The sequence below is a fragment of the Zoogloea sp. genome, from assembly GCF_028693495.1.
Lineage (GTDB): Bacteria > Pseudomonadota > Gammaproteobacteria > Burkholderiales > Rhodocyclaceae > Zoogloea.
This window is the reverse complement of the sequence record NZ_JAQUVG010000079.1, coordinates 1-16,809: the sequence shown is the minus strand read 5'-3', so window position 1 is coordinate 16,809 and position 16,809 is coordinate 1. Positions and strand designations below refer to the sequence as shown.

16 protein-coding genes and 1 riboswitch are annotated in these 16,809 nt (G+C 63.2%); of the genes, 13 read left to right on the top strand and 3 right to left on the bottom strand.

Features of this window, described 5'->3' with window-relative positions; all coding sequences use genetic code 11:
- The 3 genes from PHD22_RS12740 to PHD22_RS12730 form a co-directional block, all read left to right on the top strand.
- A partial coding sequence (locus PHD22_RS12740; RefSeq protein WP_299867364.1) for a nucleotide sugar dehydrogenase occupies positions 1-776 on the top strand: 776 nt, incomplete at its 5' end.
- Positions 764-1,681 carry a transglycosylase SLT domain-containing protein gene (locus PHD22_RS12735; RefSeq protein ID WP_299867361.1) on the top strand — a complete coding sequence of 306 codons (918 nt, stop codon included), beginning with the start codon at positions 764-766 and terminating at the stop codon, positions 1,679-1,681. The genes PHD22_RS12740 and PHD22_RS12735, both read left to right, overlap by 13 nt.
- Before the next feature lie 5 nt (positions 1,682-1,686).
- Positions 1,687-2,439, top strand: a complete 753-nt coding sequence (locus tag PHD22_RS12730) for a serine protease (RefSeq protein ID WP_299867358.1) — start codon at positions 1,687-1,689, stop codon at positions 2,437-2,439.
- Positions 2,440-2,539: 100 nt separating this feature from the next.
- Here the strand turns inward: PHD22_RS12730 and gcvP are convergent, their stop codons facing one another.
- From gcvP to gcvT, 3 genes are all read right to left on the bottom strand, one after another.
- A complete protein-coding gene (gene gcvP / locus PHD22_RS12725; RefSeq protein WP_299867355.1) occupies positions 2,540-5,431 on the bottom strand; it encodes an aminomethyl-transferring glycine dehydrogenase in 2,892 nt (963 codons plus the stop codon).
- 80 nt (positions 5,432-5,511) lie between these two features.
- Positions 5,512-5,889 (bottom strand): glycine cleavage system protein GcvH, encoded by a 378-nt coding sequence (gene gcvH / locus PHD22_RS12720; RefSeq protein ID WP_299867352.1) that lies wholly within the window; start codon positions 5,887-5,889, stop codon positions 5,512-5,514.
- 49 nt (positions 5,890-5,938) lie between these two features.
- On the bottom strand, positions 5,939-7,021 hold the full coding sequence (gcvT, locus tag PHD22_RS12715; protein WP_299867349.1) for a glycine cleavage system aminomethyltransferase GcvT: 1,083 nt from the start codon (positions 7,019-7,021) through the stop codon (positions 5,939-5,941).
- 187 nt (positions 7,022-7,208) lie between these two features.
- Positions 7,209-7,304, bottom strand: a riboswitch (glycine riboswitch).
- Between the two features lie 199 nt (positions 7,305-7,503).
- Between gcvT and PHD22_RS12710 the strand changes: the two genes are divergently transcribed.
- The 10 genes from PHD22_RS12710 to PHD22_RS12665 all read left to right on the top strand — a co-directional run.
- Complete coding sequence (locus PHD22_RS12710) at positions 7,504-8,343, top strand: 3',5'-nucleoside bisphosphate phosphatase (RefSeq protein WP_299867346.1); 840 nt, start codon at positions 7,504-7,506, stop codon at positions 8,341-8,343.
- Positions 8,344-8,366: 23 nt separating this feature from the next.
- A complete protein-coding gene (locus PHD22_RS12705; protein ID WP_299867343.1) occupies positions 8,367-8,990 on the top strand; it encodes an L-threonylcarbamoyladenylate synthase in 624 nt (207 codons plus the stop codon).
- Between the two features lie 74 nt (positions 8,991-9,064).
- On the top strand, positions 9,065-9,724 hold the full coding sequence (locus PHD22_RS12700) for a site-2 protease family protein (RefSeq protein WP_299867339.1): 660 nt from the start codon (positions 9,065-9,067) through the stop codon (positions 9,722-9,724).
- A 6-nt stretch (positions 9,725-9,730) separates the two neighbouring features.
- The gene (locus tag PHD22_RS12695; protein ID WP_299867336.1) at positions 9,731-10,933 is read left to right on the top strand and encodes a tryptophan--tRNA ligase; all 1,203 of its coding nucleotides are present in this window, start codon (positions 9,731-9,733) and stop codon (positions 10,931-10,933) included.
- Between the two features lie 136 nt (positions 10,934-11,069).
- Positions 11,070-11,840, top strand: a complete 771-nt coding sequence (locus PHD22_RS12690) for a ScpA family protein (protein ID WP_299867367.1) — start codon at positions 11,070-11,072, stop codon at positions 11,838-11,840.
- Positions 11,821-12,402: an SMC-Scp complex subunit ScpB gene (scpB, locus tag PHD22_RS12685; RefSeq protein ID WP_299867333.1), complete on the top strand. Its 582-nt coding sequence runs from the start codon at positions 11,821-11,823 to the stop codon at positions 12,400-12,402. The genes PHD22_RS12690 and scpB overlap by 20 nt, the downstream gene beginning before the upstream one ends.
- Positions 12,356-13,519 (top strand): 23S rRNA pseudouridine(2605) synthase RluB, encoded by a 1,164-nt coding sequence (rluB, locus tag PHD22_RS12680; protein ID WP_299867330.1) that lies wholly within the window; start codon positions 12,356-12,358, stop codon positions 13,517-13,519. Before scpB ends, rluB begins: the two co-directional genes overlap by 47 nt.
- Positions 13,520-13,673: 154 nt before the next feature.
- Positions 13,674-14,102: a ribosome maturation factor RimP gene (gene rimP / locus PHD22_RS12675; protein ID WP_299867327.1), complete on the top strand. Its 429-nt coding sequence runs from the start codon at positions 13,674-13,676 to the stop codon at positions 14,100-14,102.
- A gap of 20 nt (positions 14,103-14,122) precedes the next feature.
- Complete coding sequence (nusA, locus tag PHD22_RS12670) at positions 14,123-15,595, top strand: transcription termination factor NusA (protein ID WP_299867325.1); 1,473 nt, start codon at positions 14,123-14,125, stop codon at positions 15,593-15,595.
- 17 nt (positions 15,596-15,612) lie between these two features.
- Positions 15,613-16,809: translation initiation factor IF-2 associated domain-containing protein (locus PHD22_RS12665; RefSeq protein WP_299867322.1), on the top strand; the 1,197-nt coding region annotated here is incomplete at its 3' end.

The window sequence follows — 16,809 nt, the reverse complement described above, 5'->3', positions numbered from 1 at the left end:
GCGACACCCCCGAGACCCTCAAGATCGTCGCCGACACCTACGCCTCGGTGATCACCGCCGGCGTGTACCCGGCCAGCTCCATCAAGGTCGCCGAAGCCGCCAAGGTCATCGAAAACACCCAGCGCGACCTCAACATCGCCCTGATGAACGAACTCTCGGTGATCTTCCACAAGATCGGCATCGACACCCTCGAAGTGCTCAAGGCCGCCGGCACCAAGTGGAACTTCCTGCCCTTCCGTCCGGGCCTGGTGGGCGGCCACTGCATCGGCGTCGACCCCTACTACCTCACCCACAAGGCCGACATGCTGGGCTACCACCCGCAGGTGATCCTGGCCGGCCGTCGCATCAACGACAGCATGGGCAAGTACGTGGCCGAGCAGACGGTGAAGCAGATGATCCAGAACGGCCACAACATCAAGGGCGCGGACGTGATCGTGCTGGGCCTGACCTTCAAGGAAAACTGCCCGGACCTCCGGAACAGCAAGGTGATCGACGTGATCAACGAGCTGAAGAGCTACGGTGTGAAGGTGCATGTGCATGATCCGGTGGCCGAATCCGCCGAGGCCGAGCACGAGTATGGTGTGAGCCTTACGCCCTGGGATGCGCTGCCCCGGGCGGGGGCCATTGTGGCGGCGGTGTCCCACAACGAGTACGCGGCCCTGGGCGTGCCGGCCCTGTGCGCCAAGCTCGTGCCGGGCGGTGTGTTTGCGGACGTGAAGAGCTTCTACGATCCGGCCGCGCTGGAAGGGGCTGGGGCGAAGGTGTGGCGGCTGTAATCCTTCGATTCCTGCCAGCCCGTGGGCTTGTGGCCCTGCTGCTGGCCGCCGGGTTGGCGAGTCATGCATGGGCAGGGCCTGAGCAGGATACGGCGCCGGACGCCGTATTGCTGGCGGAAGCCCGTGCCCATGAGCATGGGGAGGGCGTGCCCCGGGATCCGTCCCGGGCAGCAGAGTTGTATTGTGATGCGGCCCGGCTCGGTAACGCCGAGGCCATGTACAGCCTGGGCTGGATGTACGCCAATGGGCGTGGTGTCGCGCGGGATGACAGCTACGCGGCGACCTTCTTCGAAATGGCCATGCTGAAGGGGCACGATGCCGCGCTCCGGGCCCGCTCCCTGGGCAGTGAGTATGTGGGAGCCGTGCCGGATTGCCTCAAGGCACCAGGCTACGGGGAGGCCTTCGTCGCCCGGGATGACTGGGATACCCGAAAATATCTTGCGTCGCTGCCTGAGCAGAAGAAAAAGCTGGTCGAACTGATCACGACCCTGGCTCCCCGATTCTCGATCGAGCCTCGCCTGGCGCTGGCCATTGCAACCACCGAATCCAATTTTGACAGCAAGGCGGTGTCACCCAAGAATGCCATGGGCGTGATGCAGCTGATCCCGGAAACGGCGAGCCGCTTCAATGTGACGAACACTTTCGATCCGGTACAGAACATCAAGGGTGGTCTGGCCTACCTGCGCTGGTTGCTCGCCTACTACCGGGGGAACGTACCGCTTGCTGTAGCCGGTTACAACGCTGGTGAAGGCGCAGTGGATCGATACAAGGGAGTTCCTCCTTACAAGGAGACCCAGAACTACGTACGGCGGATCCTGGCATTCTTTCCGCGTACCGAGCACCCCTTTGATGCCCGCGTCGTGGGGGCTTCACCGGCCCTGCAGGCCCTCAGGGGCGGGAGTTGAGCGCAATGAAACGACGTATTTTCCTGGCAGGTCTGGGTCTGCTGGTGGCTTCTCCAGGCTGGGCCGGGCTGGTGGAGACGATTCCCCGGGTCAAGCCCTCGGTGGTGGCGGTAGGTACCTTCCTGGCTACCCGCAATCCGCAGTTCCAGTTTCTGGGCACGGGCTTTGTGGTGGGGGATGGCAACCAGGTGGCGACCAACAGTCATGTGGCCAATGCGGCGCTGGACAAGCGCGAGGTGGAGGAACGGCTGGTGATTGCGCTGCCGACCACAGGCAAGGTTGCGGTGCGGCCGGTGGAGGTGGAGGCTTCCGCACCTGAGTTCGATCTGGCCGTCCTGCGTTTCAAGGGGCCCTCCTTGCCCCCGCTGCCCCTGGCTGAGGAAGAGGACGTCAGGGAAGGGCAGGATGTGGCGCTGACGGGCTTTCCCCTGGGGGGCAGCATCGGCATCATCCCGGTCACTCATAAAGGGATCGTGGCGGCGATCACCCCCCTCGGACAGCCTGTCCCCAACGCCCGGGACCTGCAGCCAGGGGCCATTCGCCGCCTGTCCCAGGGGAGTTACCCCGTGCTGCAGCTGGACATCGTTTCCTACCCGGGTAACAGCGGCAGCCCGCTGTATGCGGTGGAGAGCGGGCTGGTGGTGGGCGTTCTCAACATGACCTTCGTGAAAGGCATGAAGGAGAACGCCATCAGTGCGCCTTCGGGCATTTCCTACGCGATCCCCGTGAGTCGGTTGAAGGCGCTTCTGAAGCGCTGAGCATTGACGCTCCGCGGGGTCCCCGGCTGCGGCGTCAGCCAACCAAAAAGGCCGGTCTCCCCATGGAGGACCGGCCTTTCGCTTGCGTGTGTCCTGAGACTCAGGCCAGCTCGTCCATCGGCATGCAGGCGCAGAACAGGTTGCGGTCGCCATAGACGTCGTCGATCCGGTTCACGCTCGGCCAGAACTTGTTGTCGCCCACCCAGGGCAGCGGGAACGCTGCTTCCTGGCGGGAATACGGGCGGCTCCACTCGCCGATGAAGTCGGCCTGGGTGTGCGGGGCGTTCTTCAGCGGGTTGTCGTCGGTGGGCAGGCGGCCTTCCTCGATGGCGCGGATCTCGTTGCGGATTGCCACCATCGCGGCGATGAAGCGGTCCAGTTCGCCCTTGTCCTCGGACTCGGTGGGCTCGACCATGATCGTGCCGGCCACCGGGAAGGACATGGTCGGGGCGTGGAAGCCGTAGTCCATCAGACGCTTGGCGATATCCACCTCGGAGATGCCGGTGGCCGCCTTGATCGGGCGGATGTCGAGGATGCACTCGTGGGCGACGCGGCCCTGGCTGCCGGTGTACAGCACCGGGTAGTGGTCCTTGAGGCGGCTGGCCACGTAGTTGGCGTTGAGGATGGCCACCTCGGTGGCGCGCTTGAGGCCGCGGCCGCCCATCATGGTGATGTACATCCAGGAGATCGGCAGGATGCTGGCGGAGCCGAACTGGGCCGCGGAGACGGCACCCTGGCCGGCGTTGGGACGGTCCTCGCCCCCGGTGGGGGCCACCACGTGGTCGGCCATGAAGGGCGCCAGGTGGCCCTTGAGGCCGATCGGACCCATGCCCGGTCCGCCGCCGCCGTGGGGGATGCAGAAGGTCTTGTGCAGGTTCATGTGGCTCACGTCGGCGCCGATGGTGGCGGGCGAGGTGAGGCCGACCTGGGCATTCATGTTCGCGCCGTCCATGTAAACCTGGCCGCCGTACTGGTGCACGGTGGCGCAGATCTCGCGGATGGCCTCCTCGAACACGCCGTGGGTGGACGGGTAGGTGATCATCAGCGCGGCCAGCTTGTCGGCGTGCTGTTCCGCCTTGGCCTTGAGGTCGGCGAGGTCCACGTTGCCGTTGTCGTCGCAATTGACCACCACCACATCCATGCCGCACATCTGGGCGGTGGCGGGGTTGGTGCCGTGGGCGGATTTCGGAATCAGGCACACCTTGCGGTGGTGGTCGCCGCGGGCAGCGTGGTAGCGCTGGATGGCCACGAGGCCGGCGTACTCGCCCTGGGCGCCGGAGTTGGGCTGCATGCAGATGGCGTCGAAGCCGGTGATCTCGCGCAGTTGGGCGGCGAGGCCTTCGATCATCTCGATGTAGCCGGTGGTCTGCTCGGCCGGTGCGAAGGGGTGGATGTCGGCGAATTCGGGCCAGGTGACCGGGATCATCTCGCTGGTGGCGTTGAGCTTCATGGTGCACGAGCCCAGGGAGATCATCGAGTGATCCAGCGCCAGGTCACGGTTCTGCAGGCGCTTCAGGTAGCGCAGCATTTCGTGTTCGGTGTGGTGGGTGTTGAACACCGGATGGGCCAGGATGGCGTCCGTGCGCAGCAGGGCTTCGGGCAGATTGCCGCCGCGGCCGGCAACTGTGGCATCGAGCGCGGCCACATTGGCTGTGGCACCAAAGGCCTGGAGGAGGGCGGTGACGTCATCAATGGAGGTTTTCTCGTCGATGGAGATGCCGAGGGCGTGGCCATCCATGTGGCGGAGATTGTAGCCGGCGGCCTGGGTGGCGGCATAAATGGCTGCGCTGCGCGTACCGGTTTCCACCTGCAGGGTGTCGAAGAAGGTGTTGCTGGCGAGGGCGAAGCCTGCCTGTTGCAGGCCTTCGGCCAGTGTGGCGGCGAGGCGGTGGACGCGCGCGGCGATGGTGCGCAGGCCTTCCGGGCCGTGATAGACGGCGTACATGCCAGCCATGTTGGCCAGCAGGACCTGGGACGTACAGATGTTGGAGTTGGCCTTTTCGCGCCGGATGTGCTGCTCGCGGGTCTGCAGGGTCATGCGCAGGGCGGTCTTGCCGCGGGCATCCCTGGAAACGCCGATGATGCGGCCGGGCATGGAGCGGACATGGGCCTCGCGGGTGGCGAAGAAGGCGGCATGGGGGCCGCCGAAGCCCAGGGGCACGCCAAAGCGCTGGGCCGAGCCGAGGGCGATGTCGGCCCCCAGCTCGCCGGGCGACTTGAGCAGCACCAGAGCCAGCAGGTCGGAGGCAAGTGCGACGACGGCGCCCTTCGCCTTGAGACCGGCAATGGTGGCTGACGGGTCGCTCACTTCACCGCGTTCGTTGGGGTACTGGAGCAGGGCACCGAAGACCTCGTGACTGTCCGCCTCGCCGGCCGGCCCGACGATCAGCTCGAAGCCGAAGAAGGCGGCACGGGTGCGGACCACGTCCAGGGTCTGGGGGAAGACGGCCTCGTCCACGAAGAAGGCCTGGTTCTTTACCTTGGAGATGCGCCGGGCCATGGCCATGGCCTCGGCGGCGGCGGTGGCTTCGTCGAGCAGTGAGGCGTTGGCCAGCTCGAGCCCGGTCAGGTCGATGACCATCTGCTGGTAGTTGAGGAGGGCTTCCAGGCGGCCTTGGGCGATCTCGGCCTGATAGGGGGTGTAGGCGGTGTACCAGCCGGGGTTCTCCATCACGTTGCGCAGGATGACCTTGGGCGCGATGGTGTCGTAGTAGCCCATGCCGATCAGCGATTTCTTGACCACGTTCTTGCCGGCGATGGCCTTGAGGCGTGCCAGCGCCACGTGTTCGGCCGTCGGCTCGCCTAGCCCCAGGGGTGCGGCCAGGCGGATGCCGGCCGGTACGGTCTGGTCGATCAGGGCGTCGAGGGTGGCGACGCCGACTGCGGCCAGCATGCCCGGCAGCTCGTTGGCACAGGGGCCCAGGTGGCGGCGGATGAAGTCGTCGCTCTGTTCGAGGGCGGCGAGCGGGGCGGAAAGAAGGGTCTTCGACATGGGAGAAAACTCGGGAGTGGAGTGACGGCGACAACGGGGCGGGTGCGCCGTCATGGCGCACCCGGGTCAGGCGGAGTGAGTCAGCCGATGCTTGCCTGGTAGTCGGCGGCACTCAGCAGACCGTCCACGCCGGTGGCATCGGTTGGCTTGATCTTGAACAGCCAGGTGGCGTAGGCGTCGGCATTCACGGCTTCGGGGGCGTCCACGGCGGCCTGGTTGGCTTCGAGGATCTCGCCGGCGACAGGTGCGTAGATGTCGGAGGCGGCCTTCACCGACTCGATCACGGCAATGGCCTCTTCCCTGGCCACCAGGCGGCCGGCTTCCGGCAGCTCAAGGAAGACCACGTCGCCGAGGGCTTCCTGGGCGTGATCGGTGATGCCCACAGTGAGGGTGCCATCGGCTTCGATGCGGATCCATTCGTGGGAGGCGGTGTAGCGCAGCTCGGCGGGGATGTTCATGCTCTTTCCTTGGTTGAAAGCGTTGCAGGATAAAGGGTTTGGGGAGGCCTCAGACAAGGGCCTGGCCGTTGCGGGCGAAGGGTGTCTTGACCACCCTTGCCTTGAGGCGCCTGCCGCGGATCTCCACCTCAACGGCATCACCGGGGGTGACTCCCAGGGGCAGACGGGCCAGGGCAATGGATTTTTCCAGGGTTGGAGAAAAGGTGCCACTGGTGGTTTCCCCTTCGCCCAGGGCGGTGAAGACCTTTTGGTGGGCACGCAGTACGCCTTTGTCTTCCAGGATCAGGCCAAGGCTCTGTCTATGGGTGCCGTTGGCAAGCAGTGCCGCCCGGCCGACAAACTCCCGGGTCAGGTCCTTCATGTCCACCGTCCATGCCAGGCCCGCATCCAGAGGCGAGACCTCCTCGTCCATGTCGTTGCCGTAAAGAGGCATGCCGGCCTCAAGGCGCAGGGTGTCACGGGCACCCAGCCCGCACGCCTGGACGCCTGCGGCCGCCAGGGCCTCCCAGGTGGCGGCAGCCTGTCCCGCCGGCAGGGTGATTTCGAAGCCGTCTTCGCCGGTGTAGCCGGTCCGGGCGATGAAGGTTTCACCGTAAAAGGCTCCCTGGAAGGGCTTCAGGCCCGTCGAAACGGGTTCGCTGCCGGGGATCGCGGCCCAGACCTTGGTGCGGGCATTGGGGCCCTGGATGGCAATCATCGCCAGATCCCTCCGTGCAGCAAGGGTGGATCGGGTTTCCGTGGCTTCCATCCGGGTGCGGATCCAGGCGACGTCCTTGTCGGCGGTGCCCGCGTTGACCACAACTCGGAAAAAAGTGTCCGACAGGTAGTAGACGATCAGGTCATCGATCACTCCGCCCTGGGGGTTGAGCATGCAGGAGTACAGGGCCTTGCCCGGCTCGAGCAGCTTTGCGACGTCGTTGGCGATCAGGCCACGCAGGAAATTCCGGGCGTCGGGGCCCTCCAGGTCCAGGGCGAGCATGTGGGAGACGTCAAACATTCCTGCATCCCGGCGCACTGCGTGGTGTTCCTCGATCTGGGAGCCGTAGTTGACCGGCATGTCCCAGCCGGCAAAGTCCACCATGCGGGCGCCAGCGGCGACATGGGTGGCGTGAAGGGGGGTGTATTGGGTCATGGGGCTCTCCGTAGGCAATCGATCCAGTGTAGAAAAGCAAAGGGGCCGACGCGATCAGAAAATCGCGTCGGCCCCATCTGTCCTTTGTACCTGAGAGATTGCAGCGGTCTTGCGCTGGGCTGCGTGCCCCTTCGGTGGATGCACAGACCGCGCAGTGGGCGGGCGGCATCAGCTCTCCAGAGTGTTGATTTGTCGGCGGTCCTTTTGCCTGAGCGGTTCCGGGGGTTGCGCCTTCGGCGGATCGCGGCTGTCACGCCCGCGAACACTCTCCCACACGACGGCGCGGACAATACCATCGGCGATGGGGCGGGGCAAGGGTCTGCTACACTATTGTCCAGCTGCTTTCCAGAAGTCCCTTTCGGCAGGGACTTGATCCTGTCGATCCGCTGCTGACCGGTGTGTCGGCGCCCTGATGTACATCACGTGCGCATGCTCCCGTCGTGTGGATGAAACTGTCCGGAGCCGTTTGGCGTCAAAAAGTCATGAACGTTCTCAACGCAGACCTCCATTGTCATTCCACTGCTTCCGACGGCACCCTGCCGCCGGCCAGTGTCGTGCGTCGCGCCCATGCCAACGGCGTGGATCTGCTGGCCCTCACGGATCACGATGAGCTGCTGGGCCTGCCCGAGGCCGTCGCGACGGCAGAAGAGCTGGGTCTGCGCTTTGTGCCAGGAGTCGAGGTGTCCGTTTCCTGGTTGGATCAGACGGTGCATGTGGTCGGCCTGGGCGTCGATTACACCCACCAGCCCCTGGTTGATGGTCTGGCCCATGTCAGGGCTGGCCGGGATGGGCGGGCTGCCCGGATTGCCGCGGAGCTCGAGCGTATCGGCATCTCTGGTGCGCTTGAAGGTGCCCTGCGTTACGCGGGAAATCCGTCCCTTCTCAGCCGGGCCCACTTCGCCCGGTTTCTGGTGGAGGTGGGGGCGGCCAGGAGCGTGCACCAGGTTTTCGATCATTACCTTGCCCGGGGCAAGCCGGGGTATGTGGAGCACGTCTGGGCCACCCTGGATGATGCGGTAGGCTGGATCAGAGGGGCCGGCGGGCTGGCGGTGATCGCCCATCCCGGACGCTACCGTCTCAGCCACGCCGAGATGGATATACTCTTCGATCGTTTTCGCGATCTGGGGGGCGAGGGTCTCGAGGTTGCCTGTGGTGCCCATGACGGCGGACAGGTGCTGGCCTTCGCCCGCCTGGCCCGCAAATTTGGACTGCTGGCGTCCCGCGCTTCCGACTTTCATGGTCCGGAAGATTCCCTTATCGATCTTGGGCGGGCCCCGCTGTTGCCCCCCGATCTCACTCCGGTCTGGACCCGCCTGGTGTGAGTTTTCCTTTTGTGCATTGAATCATGGCTCAGTTTTTCAGTCTTCATCCCGAACATCCCCAGGCCCGGCTGGTCAAGCAGGCCGCCCAGATCATGCGAGACGGCGGCCTGGTGGCCTTTCCCACCGATTCGGCATACGCCCTGGGAGGGCATACCGGTGACAATTCCCTGCTCGCGCGCATCCGGCGCATCCGCGGAGTGGATGAGCGTCATCATTTCACCTTGTTGTGCCGCGATCTCTCGGATATTGCCACTTACGCCCGGGTCGATAACGCCCAGTTCCGCCTTCTCAAGGCCACAACTCCGGGTCCCTATACCTTCATCCTCGAAGGCACCAAGGAGTTGCCCCGGCGCTTGCTGCATCCCAAGCGCAAGACCATTGGCCTGCGTGTGCCGGACCATCCGGTCGTGGCGGCGCTGCTGGCGGAGCTGGAAGAGCCGATCCTGAGCTCGACCTTGCTGCTGCCGGGTGAGGCCTACCCCCTGACGGACGCCGAGGAAATCCGGGCACACCTCGAGAAAGAGGTGGATCTGGTGATCGAGGCGGGGAGCTGCCGTGGAGAAGCTACCACCGTGATCGACCTGACCGGCGGCACTCCGGAGCTGGTCCGCGAAGGCATGGGCAGCCTGGCCCCTTTCGGCCTCTGAGCGGAAACCTTCCGTGCCGCAGGCGGGAAGGGCCCGCCCTCTGCTAGAATCGCGGCCCCGCCCGGTAAGAATCCATGCAAGAACTCATCACCACGCTGACCATCTGGGCGCTGCCCGTGCTGTTCGCCATTACCTTGCACGAGGCTGCCCACGGCTACGCCGCCCGTCATTTTGGTGATGACACGGCAGCCCGTCTCGGGCGGATAAGCCTCAATCCCCTGCGCCACATCGATCCTGTCGGGACCCTGCTGGTCCCCGGCCTCATTCTGGCCGCCAGCTCCCTTGCGGCGGGATCGGCCATGCTCTTCGGCTGGGCCAAGCCGGTGCCGGTCAATTTTGGCCGTCTGCGTCGACCCAAGGCGGACATGCTCTGGGTGGCTGCCGCCGGTCCCATGGCCAATCTGTGCATGGCTGCCGGCTGGGCCGTACTCTTCCGGATGGCGCTGGCAGATCCCGACAGCACCTACGCCATTCCGATGGCCCGCATGGCGGATGCCGGCATGCAGATCAATGCGGTGCTCATGGTGCTCAACCTGCTGCCTCTTCCGCCGCTGGATGGCGGTCGCATCGCCGTGAGCCTGTTGCCTCCGGCGCTGGCTTACAAATTCGCCCGGCTGGAGCCGTATGGCTTTCCGATTCTGCTGGTTCTGCTGTTCACCGGTATCCTTGGCGACATCCTCGGGCCGCTGGTGGCCTACTTCCGTTTTGCCCTCGCAATCGTTTTTGGACTTTGACATCCCATGTTCGCTGAACGCGTCCTCTCTGGCATGCGCCCCACCGGGCGCCTTCATCTCGGTCACTACCACGGCGTCCTGAAAAACTGGGTCAAGCTGCAGGCCGAGTATCCCTGCCTGTTTTTCGCCGCCGACTGGCATGCGCTGACCACCGACTACGACAATCCCCGGGGGATCGAGACGAGTGTCTGGGATATGATCGTAGACTGGCTGGCCGCAGGGGTTGACCCTTCCCAGGCCACCATCTTCATCCAGTCCCGGGTACCGGAGCATGCGGAGCTGCACCTGCTCATGTCCATGATGACTCCCCAGGGCTGGCTTGAGCGGGTGCCTACCTACAAGGATCAGCAGGAAAAGCTGACCCACAAGGATCTGACCACCTACGGCTTTCTGGGTTATCCGCTCCTGATGAGCGCAGATATCCTGATTTACCGTGCAGACAAGGTTCCGGTGGGGGAAGATCAGTTACCCCACGTGGAGTTCACCCGCGAGCTGGCCCGCCGCTTCAACCACATGTATGGCCGGGAGCCCGGTTTCGAGGATAAGGCCAGGGAGGCTGTCAAGAAGCTCGGCTCCAAGCGTGCCCGCCTTTACGAAGAGTTCCGCACCCGTTTCCAGCAGAATGGGGATGAAGAGGGCCTGGCCCTCGGAAAAGCCCTTCTGGAAGAGGCCCAGAGCTTGTCCCTGGGGGATCGGGAGCGTCTTTACGGTTATCTGGAAGGTAGCGGCAAGATGATCCTTGTGGAGCCCGATGCGCTTCTCACCGAGGCCTCCCGCATGCCTGGCCTGGATGGCCAGAAGATGTCCAAGTCTTACGGGAACACCATTTTCCTGCGGGAAGACAAGGAAACCGTCAGCAAGAAAATCCGTACCATGCAGACGGATCCAGCCCGGGTGCGGCGCACGGATCCGGGCAACCCTGAAAAATGTCCGGTGTGGCAGCTGCATGTGATTTACTCGGGGGACGAAACCCGCAACTGGGTGAGCCAGGGCTGTACGAGCGCCGGCATCGGCTGCATTGAATGCAAGCAACCCGTCATCGACGCGGTGTTGAAGGAGCAGGATGAGATGCACGAACGTGCCCAGCCCTATCTGGATGACCCGAGTCTGGTGCGCAGCATTGTTGCCGATGGGTGTGACAAGGCGCGCAAGCTTGCCCAGGAGACCATGCGTGACGTGCGTGATTCCATGGGTCTGAGCTACACCTGAGTGCGCCCAGCGTGACCGGGCCTGCACTGGAGACTTGGAGTGGCATGCCGGTCATGCTAGCCTGCGTTCAGGGTGTGCTGTTGTGAGCGCTGAGCTTGCGTCCCCTGCCGATCCCCTGGAGTGCGTGGTCGGCAGGATGTATGGACAGCCGATCTTTGATTTGCCCAAGGATCTGTACATTCCTCCGGATGCTCTGGAGGTTTTCCTGGAGGCTTTTGAAGGCCCTCTGGATCTGCTGCTTTACTTGATCCGCAAGACGAATGTGAACGTCCTCGATATCCCGATGGTGCCGCTGACGGCCCAATATCTGGAATACGTGGAGGCCATGCGTCATCACAATCTGGAACTGGCAGCCGATTACTTGCTGATGGCGGCCACCTTGCTGGAAATCAAGTCGCGCATGTTGCTGCCGCGGCCTCCGAAGGCCGCTGATGACGAAGAGCTGGATCCCCGGGCAGAGCTGGTCCGGCGCCTACTTGAGTACGAACAGGTCAAGCTGGCGGCTGCCAGGCTGGATCAGTTGCCCCGGGTGGAACGGGATTTTGAATGGGTCAGTGTCTTTGTCGCCGAGAAGGTGGTGGAACGACTGCCAGAGGTCAGTTTGCATGATCTTCAGCTGGCCTGGCTGAAAATTGCCCGTCAGGCCCGGTTGAAGCGGCATCACACGATCCGGCGAGAGGAAATGTCGGTGCGGGAGCACATGACGATGATTCTCAGAAAATTGAAGGGCGATGTTTTTGTGGTCTTCGAGACCTTGTTCGATCCGGCGCTCGGAGTGGCGGGCCTGGTGGTGAGTTTCCTGGCGACCCTGGAGCTGGTGAAAGAGCGGCTGGTGGTGGTGACCCAGAACGAGGCCTTTGCGCCCATTTATGTCAGGCGGGCTGAAGGTGCAGACGCAATCGACTGAAGAATGCAAGCGGATCCTGGAAACGGCTCTGCTGGTTGCACCTGGCCCCTTGGCGGTCACTCAGCTGCGCCAGCTGTTCGAGGAGGATCCAGGGAGCGATCTGGTCCGCCGACTGTTGCTGGAGCTGGTTGATGACTGGCAGGGCCGGGGGGTGGAGCTGATCCAGACGGCAGGTGGGTGGCGCTTTCAGACCCGCCTGGAGTACCAGGTCTACCTGGACCGCCTGAAGCAGGAACGACCGCCCCGGTATTCCAGGGCAGTCATGGAAACACTGGCGATCATTGCCTACCGCCAGCCAGTGACCCGGGGTGACATCGAGGACATCCGGGGCGTGGTCGTTTCAACAAATGTACTTAAGACCCTCGAAGCAAGAGGATGGGTGGATGTGGTCGGCTACCGGGACACGCCCGGTCGGCCCGGCCTCTATGCCACGACACGAAAATTCCTGGAGGATCTGGGTCTGCGAAGCCTGACCGAGTTGCCTCCCTTGACTGAAATCGAAAGGATCATGGATCTTGTCGAACTCCCAAAAACCGAAGAGCCGGCCGTTTCGGGCGAATAGCGGCAAGCCAGGGGGCTCCGGCCCCCGCAGTGAAGGCCCTCCTCGCGGCGGTGATGGGCCCGGCGCCGGACGCCGTGGTCGTGGCAAGCCTTCCGCTGCCGATGGTAACCGGGCTCCACGCCCTGAGCGTGACCCGGAAGGGCGCCAGCCCCGAAGCAACGCCTCTCAGATCGGCTTGAGCGACCAGGGGGGGCGGAGTGGATGGAAGCCTCGCCAGCAGGGGCCCCGCAGCTTTGCGGGAGAGGACGCGGCCTATCCCCTGGCCAGCAGCGAGCTGATACCGCCTGCCGGTGAAGCGTCCAGACGGCGTCCTCCTCAGGAAGGGGGCTACACCGAGCCTCAGCGCCTGCACAAGGTACTGGCGGCGGCGGGGGTAGGATCCCGCCGGGAGATCGAGGAGTGGATCGTTGCGGGCTTGATCTCGGTGAATGGAGAGCCGGCAGATGTGGGGCAAAAGGTCGGTCCGGGTGACCGGGTCCGCATCAACGGCAAGCTGATGCCGATCCGCTTTGCGCCGAGGGTTCCGCGGGTGCTGCTATATCACAAGCCAGAGGGGGAAATCGTCTCCCGGGATGATCCGGAGGGCCGGCCGACCGTCTTCGACCGGTTGCCCGTCCTTCGCAAGGGGCGCTGGATTGCGGTGGGGCGGCTGGATTTCAACACTTCCGGCCTGTTGCTGTTTGTCAACGACGGCGATCTGGCCAACAAGCTGATGCATCCGCGCTATGAGCTGGATCGGGAATATGCGGTGCGTATTCTCGGCGAGCTGGATGAGGCTCAGCGGGAGGCTCTGTTGCAGGGTATCGAACTTGAGGACGGACTGGCCAAGTTCAACACCCTGCTGGATGCCGGAGGGGAGGGGGCGAATCACTGGTATCGGGTGACCCTGTCCGAAGGGCGCAACCGGGAGGTTCGCCGGATGTTCGAGGCGCTGGGGCTGACCGTGAGCCGCCTGATGCGGGTGCGTTACGGTCCGATCCAGCTGCCATCGCGTCTGAAGCGGGGCATGTGGGAGGATCTGGCCGTGGAGGAGGTGTGCAGGCTGGCGGGTCTCCCCAAACCGGTGGGGCCTGCCAGCAAACCCCGACGACCCCAGTCCACCCGGCCGCGTCGTTAAGGTCTGGCTGATGAGTAAAATTGCGCCCGCTTTCGCGGGCTGCTATACTCAGCGTGTTTTATCGGTTCGAAAGAGCCGACATCCGGTCGAATTCAACAGGGATGGGCGTTACGCCCATTTTTCATTTGTAGTCTAGGAAGTTGCAGGTTAGGACATGGAGTTGCTGAAACTGATCGAACAAACCGCCGAAGGTCTGGGTTACGAGCTGGTTGATTTCGAGACCTCTCCCCGGGGGCGCCTGATGCGGGTGTTCATTGATTCGCCTGATGGCATCACCGTGGACGACTGTGCCACGGTCAGCAACCAGCTGGCCCGCATCTTCGAGGTTGAAAATATTGATTACGATCGTCTCGAGGTTTCGTCCCCGGGACTGGATCGGGCTCTCAAGAAGCCTGCAGATTTCGAGCGCTTTGCCGGGCAGGACGTGCAGGTACGACTGAGCATGCCCATTGCCAATCAACGTAATTATTCCGGGGTGCTGCAGGGTCTCAAAGACGGCATGGTCACCCTGGAGACCGAAAAGGGATCGATGGAGATCCCATTTGAAGATATCGAGAAGGCCCGCCTGGTACCCAGGTTTTAAGGGATTGGAGGTTTGCAGGTATGAGCCGCGAAATTTTGCTGCTGGTTGACGCGCTGGCCCGCGAGAAGAATGTTTCCAAGGAAATCGTTTTCTCCTCTCTGGAGTCCGCTCTCGCTCAGGCGACCAAGAAGCGTATTCACGACGAAGCCGACGTTCGCGTGTCCATCGATCGGGAAACCGGCGATTATGAATCCTTCCGTCGCTGGCAGGTGCTGCCCGATCAGGATGTGGACAATGACGAAGCCCAGATGGGGTTGATCGACGCTCGCGAAGAGTATCCCGAAATCCAGGTGGGCGACTATGTGGAAGAGGGGCTTGAGCCCCTCGATTTCGGCCGTATTGGTGCCCAAGCTGCCAAACAGGTCATCCTGCAGAAGATTCGCGATGCCGAGCGGGAGCAGATCCTTGCCGATTTTCTGGAGCGCAAGGAATACATCATCTCGGGTGCCATCAAGCGCATGGAGCGTGGTAACGCCGTCATCGAAGTGGGTCGTCTCGAAGCGGTGCTGCCCCGGGATCAGATGATTCCCAAGGAAAATCTCCGGGTTGGCGATCGTGTCAAGGCCTATCTGCTGCGCATCGACCGGGGCGCCCGCGGCCCCCAGCTGATCCTGTCCCGCACGGCCCCGGAATTCGTCATCAAGCTGTTCGAACTGGAAGTGCCCGAAATCGATGACGGATTGCTGGAGATCAAGGCCTGCGCCCGCGATCCGGGTCTGCGCGCCAAGATCGGTGTCAAGTCCAATGATCCGCGCATCGATCCCATCGGAACATGCGTTGGTCTGCGAGGGTCCCGCGTGACCGCTGTGCGCAACGAAATTGGTGGTGAGAACATCGATATCGTGCTGTGGTCCCCCGAGGCGGCGCAGTTTGTCGTGGGGGCCCTGCAGCCTGCCGAAGTGTCTTCCATTGTTGTGGACGAAGAATCCCACGCCATGGATGTGGTGGTGGATGAAAACAATCTGGCCATTGCGATTGGACGCAATGGCCAGAACGTGAAGCTGGCTTCGGAGCTGACCGGCTGGACCATCAATCTGATGACCGAAGCCGAGTCCGAGCGTCGCTCGGAAGCCGAGCACAGCACCGTTCGCCAGTTGTTCATTTCCAGACTGGATGTGGACGAGGAGGTGGCCGATATCCTGATCGACGAGGGTTTTTCCTCGCTGGAGGAGATTGCCTATGTGCCTTTGGCGGAGATGCTGGAAATCGAATCCTTCGACGAAGAAACGGTGAACGAGCTGCGCAACCGCGCCCGCAACGTACTCCTCACCGAAGCCATTGTGACGGAAGAGCAACTGGAATCCGTGTCGGAAGACATGCTCAACCTGGAAGGCATGGACAAGCAGATCGCAGCAAAGCTCGCACAAGGGGGTATTCATACCCGTGACGAACTTGCCGACCTGGCGGTGGACGAGCTGATGGAAATGTCGGGGCTGGACGAAGAGCGGGCCAAGAATCTGATTACCAAGGCGCGCGCGCACTGGTTCGAGTAATACCCCGGAGGGCCAATATGGGACAAACAACCGTTACACAATTTGCTGGTGAGCTTAAAATGCCAGCCTCCGTGTTGCTCGAGCAGTTGCAGAAGGCAGGCGTGACCAAGACGCGGGAAACCGATCTGCTCTCAGAGCAGGACAAAACCCGCCTCCTCGATTTTCTCCGTCGCGCCCATGGCGATACGGCAGCCAAGTCGAAGATCACCTTGACTCGCAAGCAGACCAGCGAAATCAAGGCAACCGACTCTACCGGACGAGCACGTACGGTTCAGGTTGAAGTCCGCAAGAAGCGCGTCTTCGTCAAGCGTGATGAAGTGCTTGTGCCGGAGACCGCCGTTGTTGCCGCGCCTTCCGGTGAGCCGGTTGTTCCCGTGGTTGACGAGGTTTCCGCGCTGGCTGTGGCGTCTGCACCTGCGGTCGAAGTGCCTGTGGTGGAAGCGCCTCCGGTCGAAGTGCCCGCGGTGGAAATGATCGTGGAGGCTCAGCCCGTGGCTGAGGCGCCTGTCGCCGAAGTTGCTCCCGAGCCTGAGCCCGCGGTTGCAGTCCCTGAGCCCGATCCGGTGCAGCAAGTCGTGCCGGAACCGAAGGTAGAACAAAAACAGGCTGATCCGGTGGCTGAAGCCAAGCCGGAAGCCAAGCCGGAGCCGAAGGTGGAAGAGAAGAAGCCCGAGCAAAAATCTGCACCGGTGCGTCGCGTGGTCGCTGGTTCAATCCTGTCGCCCGAAGAAAAGGCATCCCGGGAGCGGGAGGCGCTGCGTGCGGCTGAGTTGCAGGCGCGCCAGATAGCTGATCTCAAGGAGAAGCAGGAGCGCGAGGCGCGTGCCCGCGCGGCGATGCTTCAGCGTGCGGAAGACGAGAAGCAGCGTCTGGCCGCAGCGGAAAAAGCCAAGACGGAGGCTGTCGCCGAGCCGAAGAGCGGTACGCTCCACAAGCCGGCCAAGACCGAAGATAAAACCGTTCGCAAGGACGTCAAGAAGACAGTGGTCAAGGAAGCTGCCGGTGATGCCAAGCGTCGCGGCGGCATCAAGACCCGGGGCGATACGACCGGCGGTGCCGGTGGCTGGCGTGGCGGTGGTCGAGGCGGCGGCCGTCACGGTGGTCGCAATCAGGAAGTCACTTCATTTGTGGCGCCCACCGAGCCCATCGTACGCGAGGTCCACGTACCGGAAACCATCTCTGTGGCCGATCTGGCCCACAAGATGTCAGTTAAG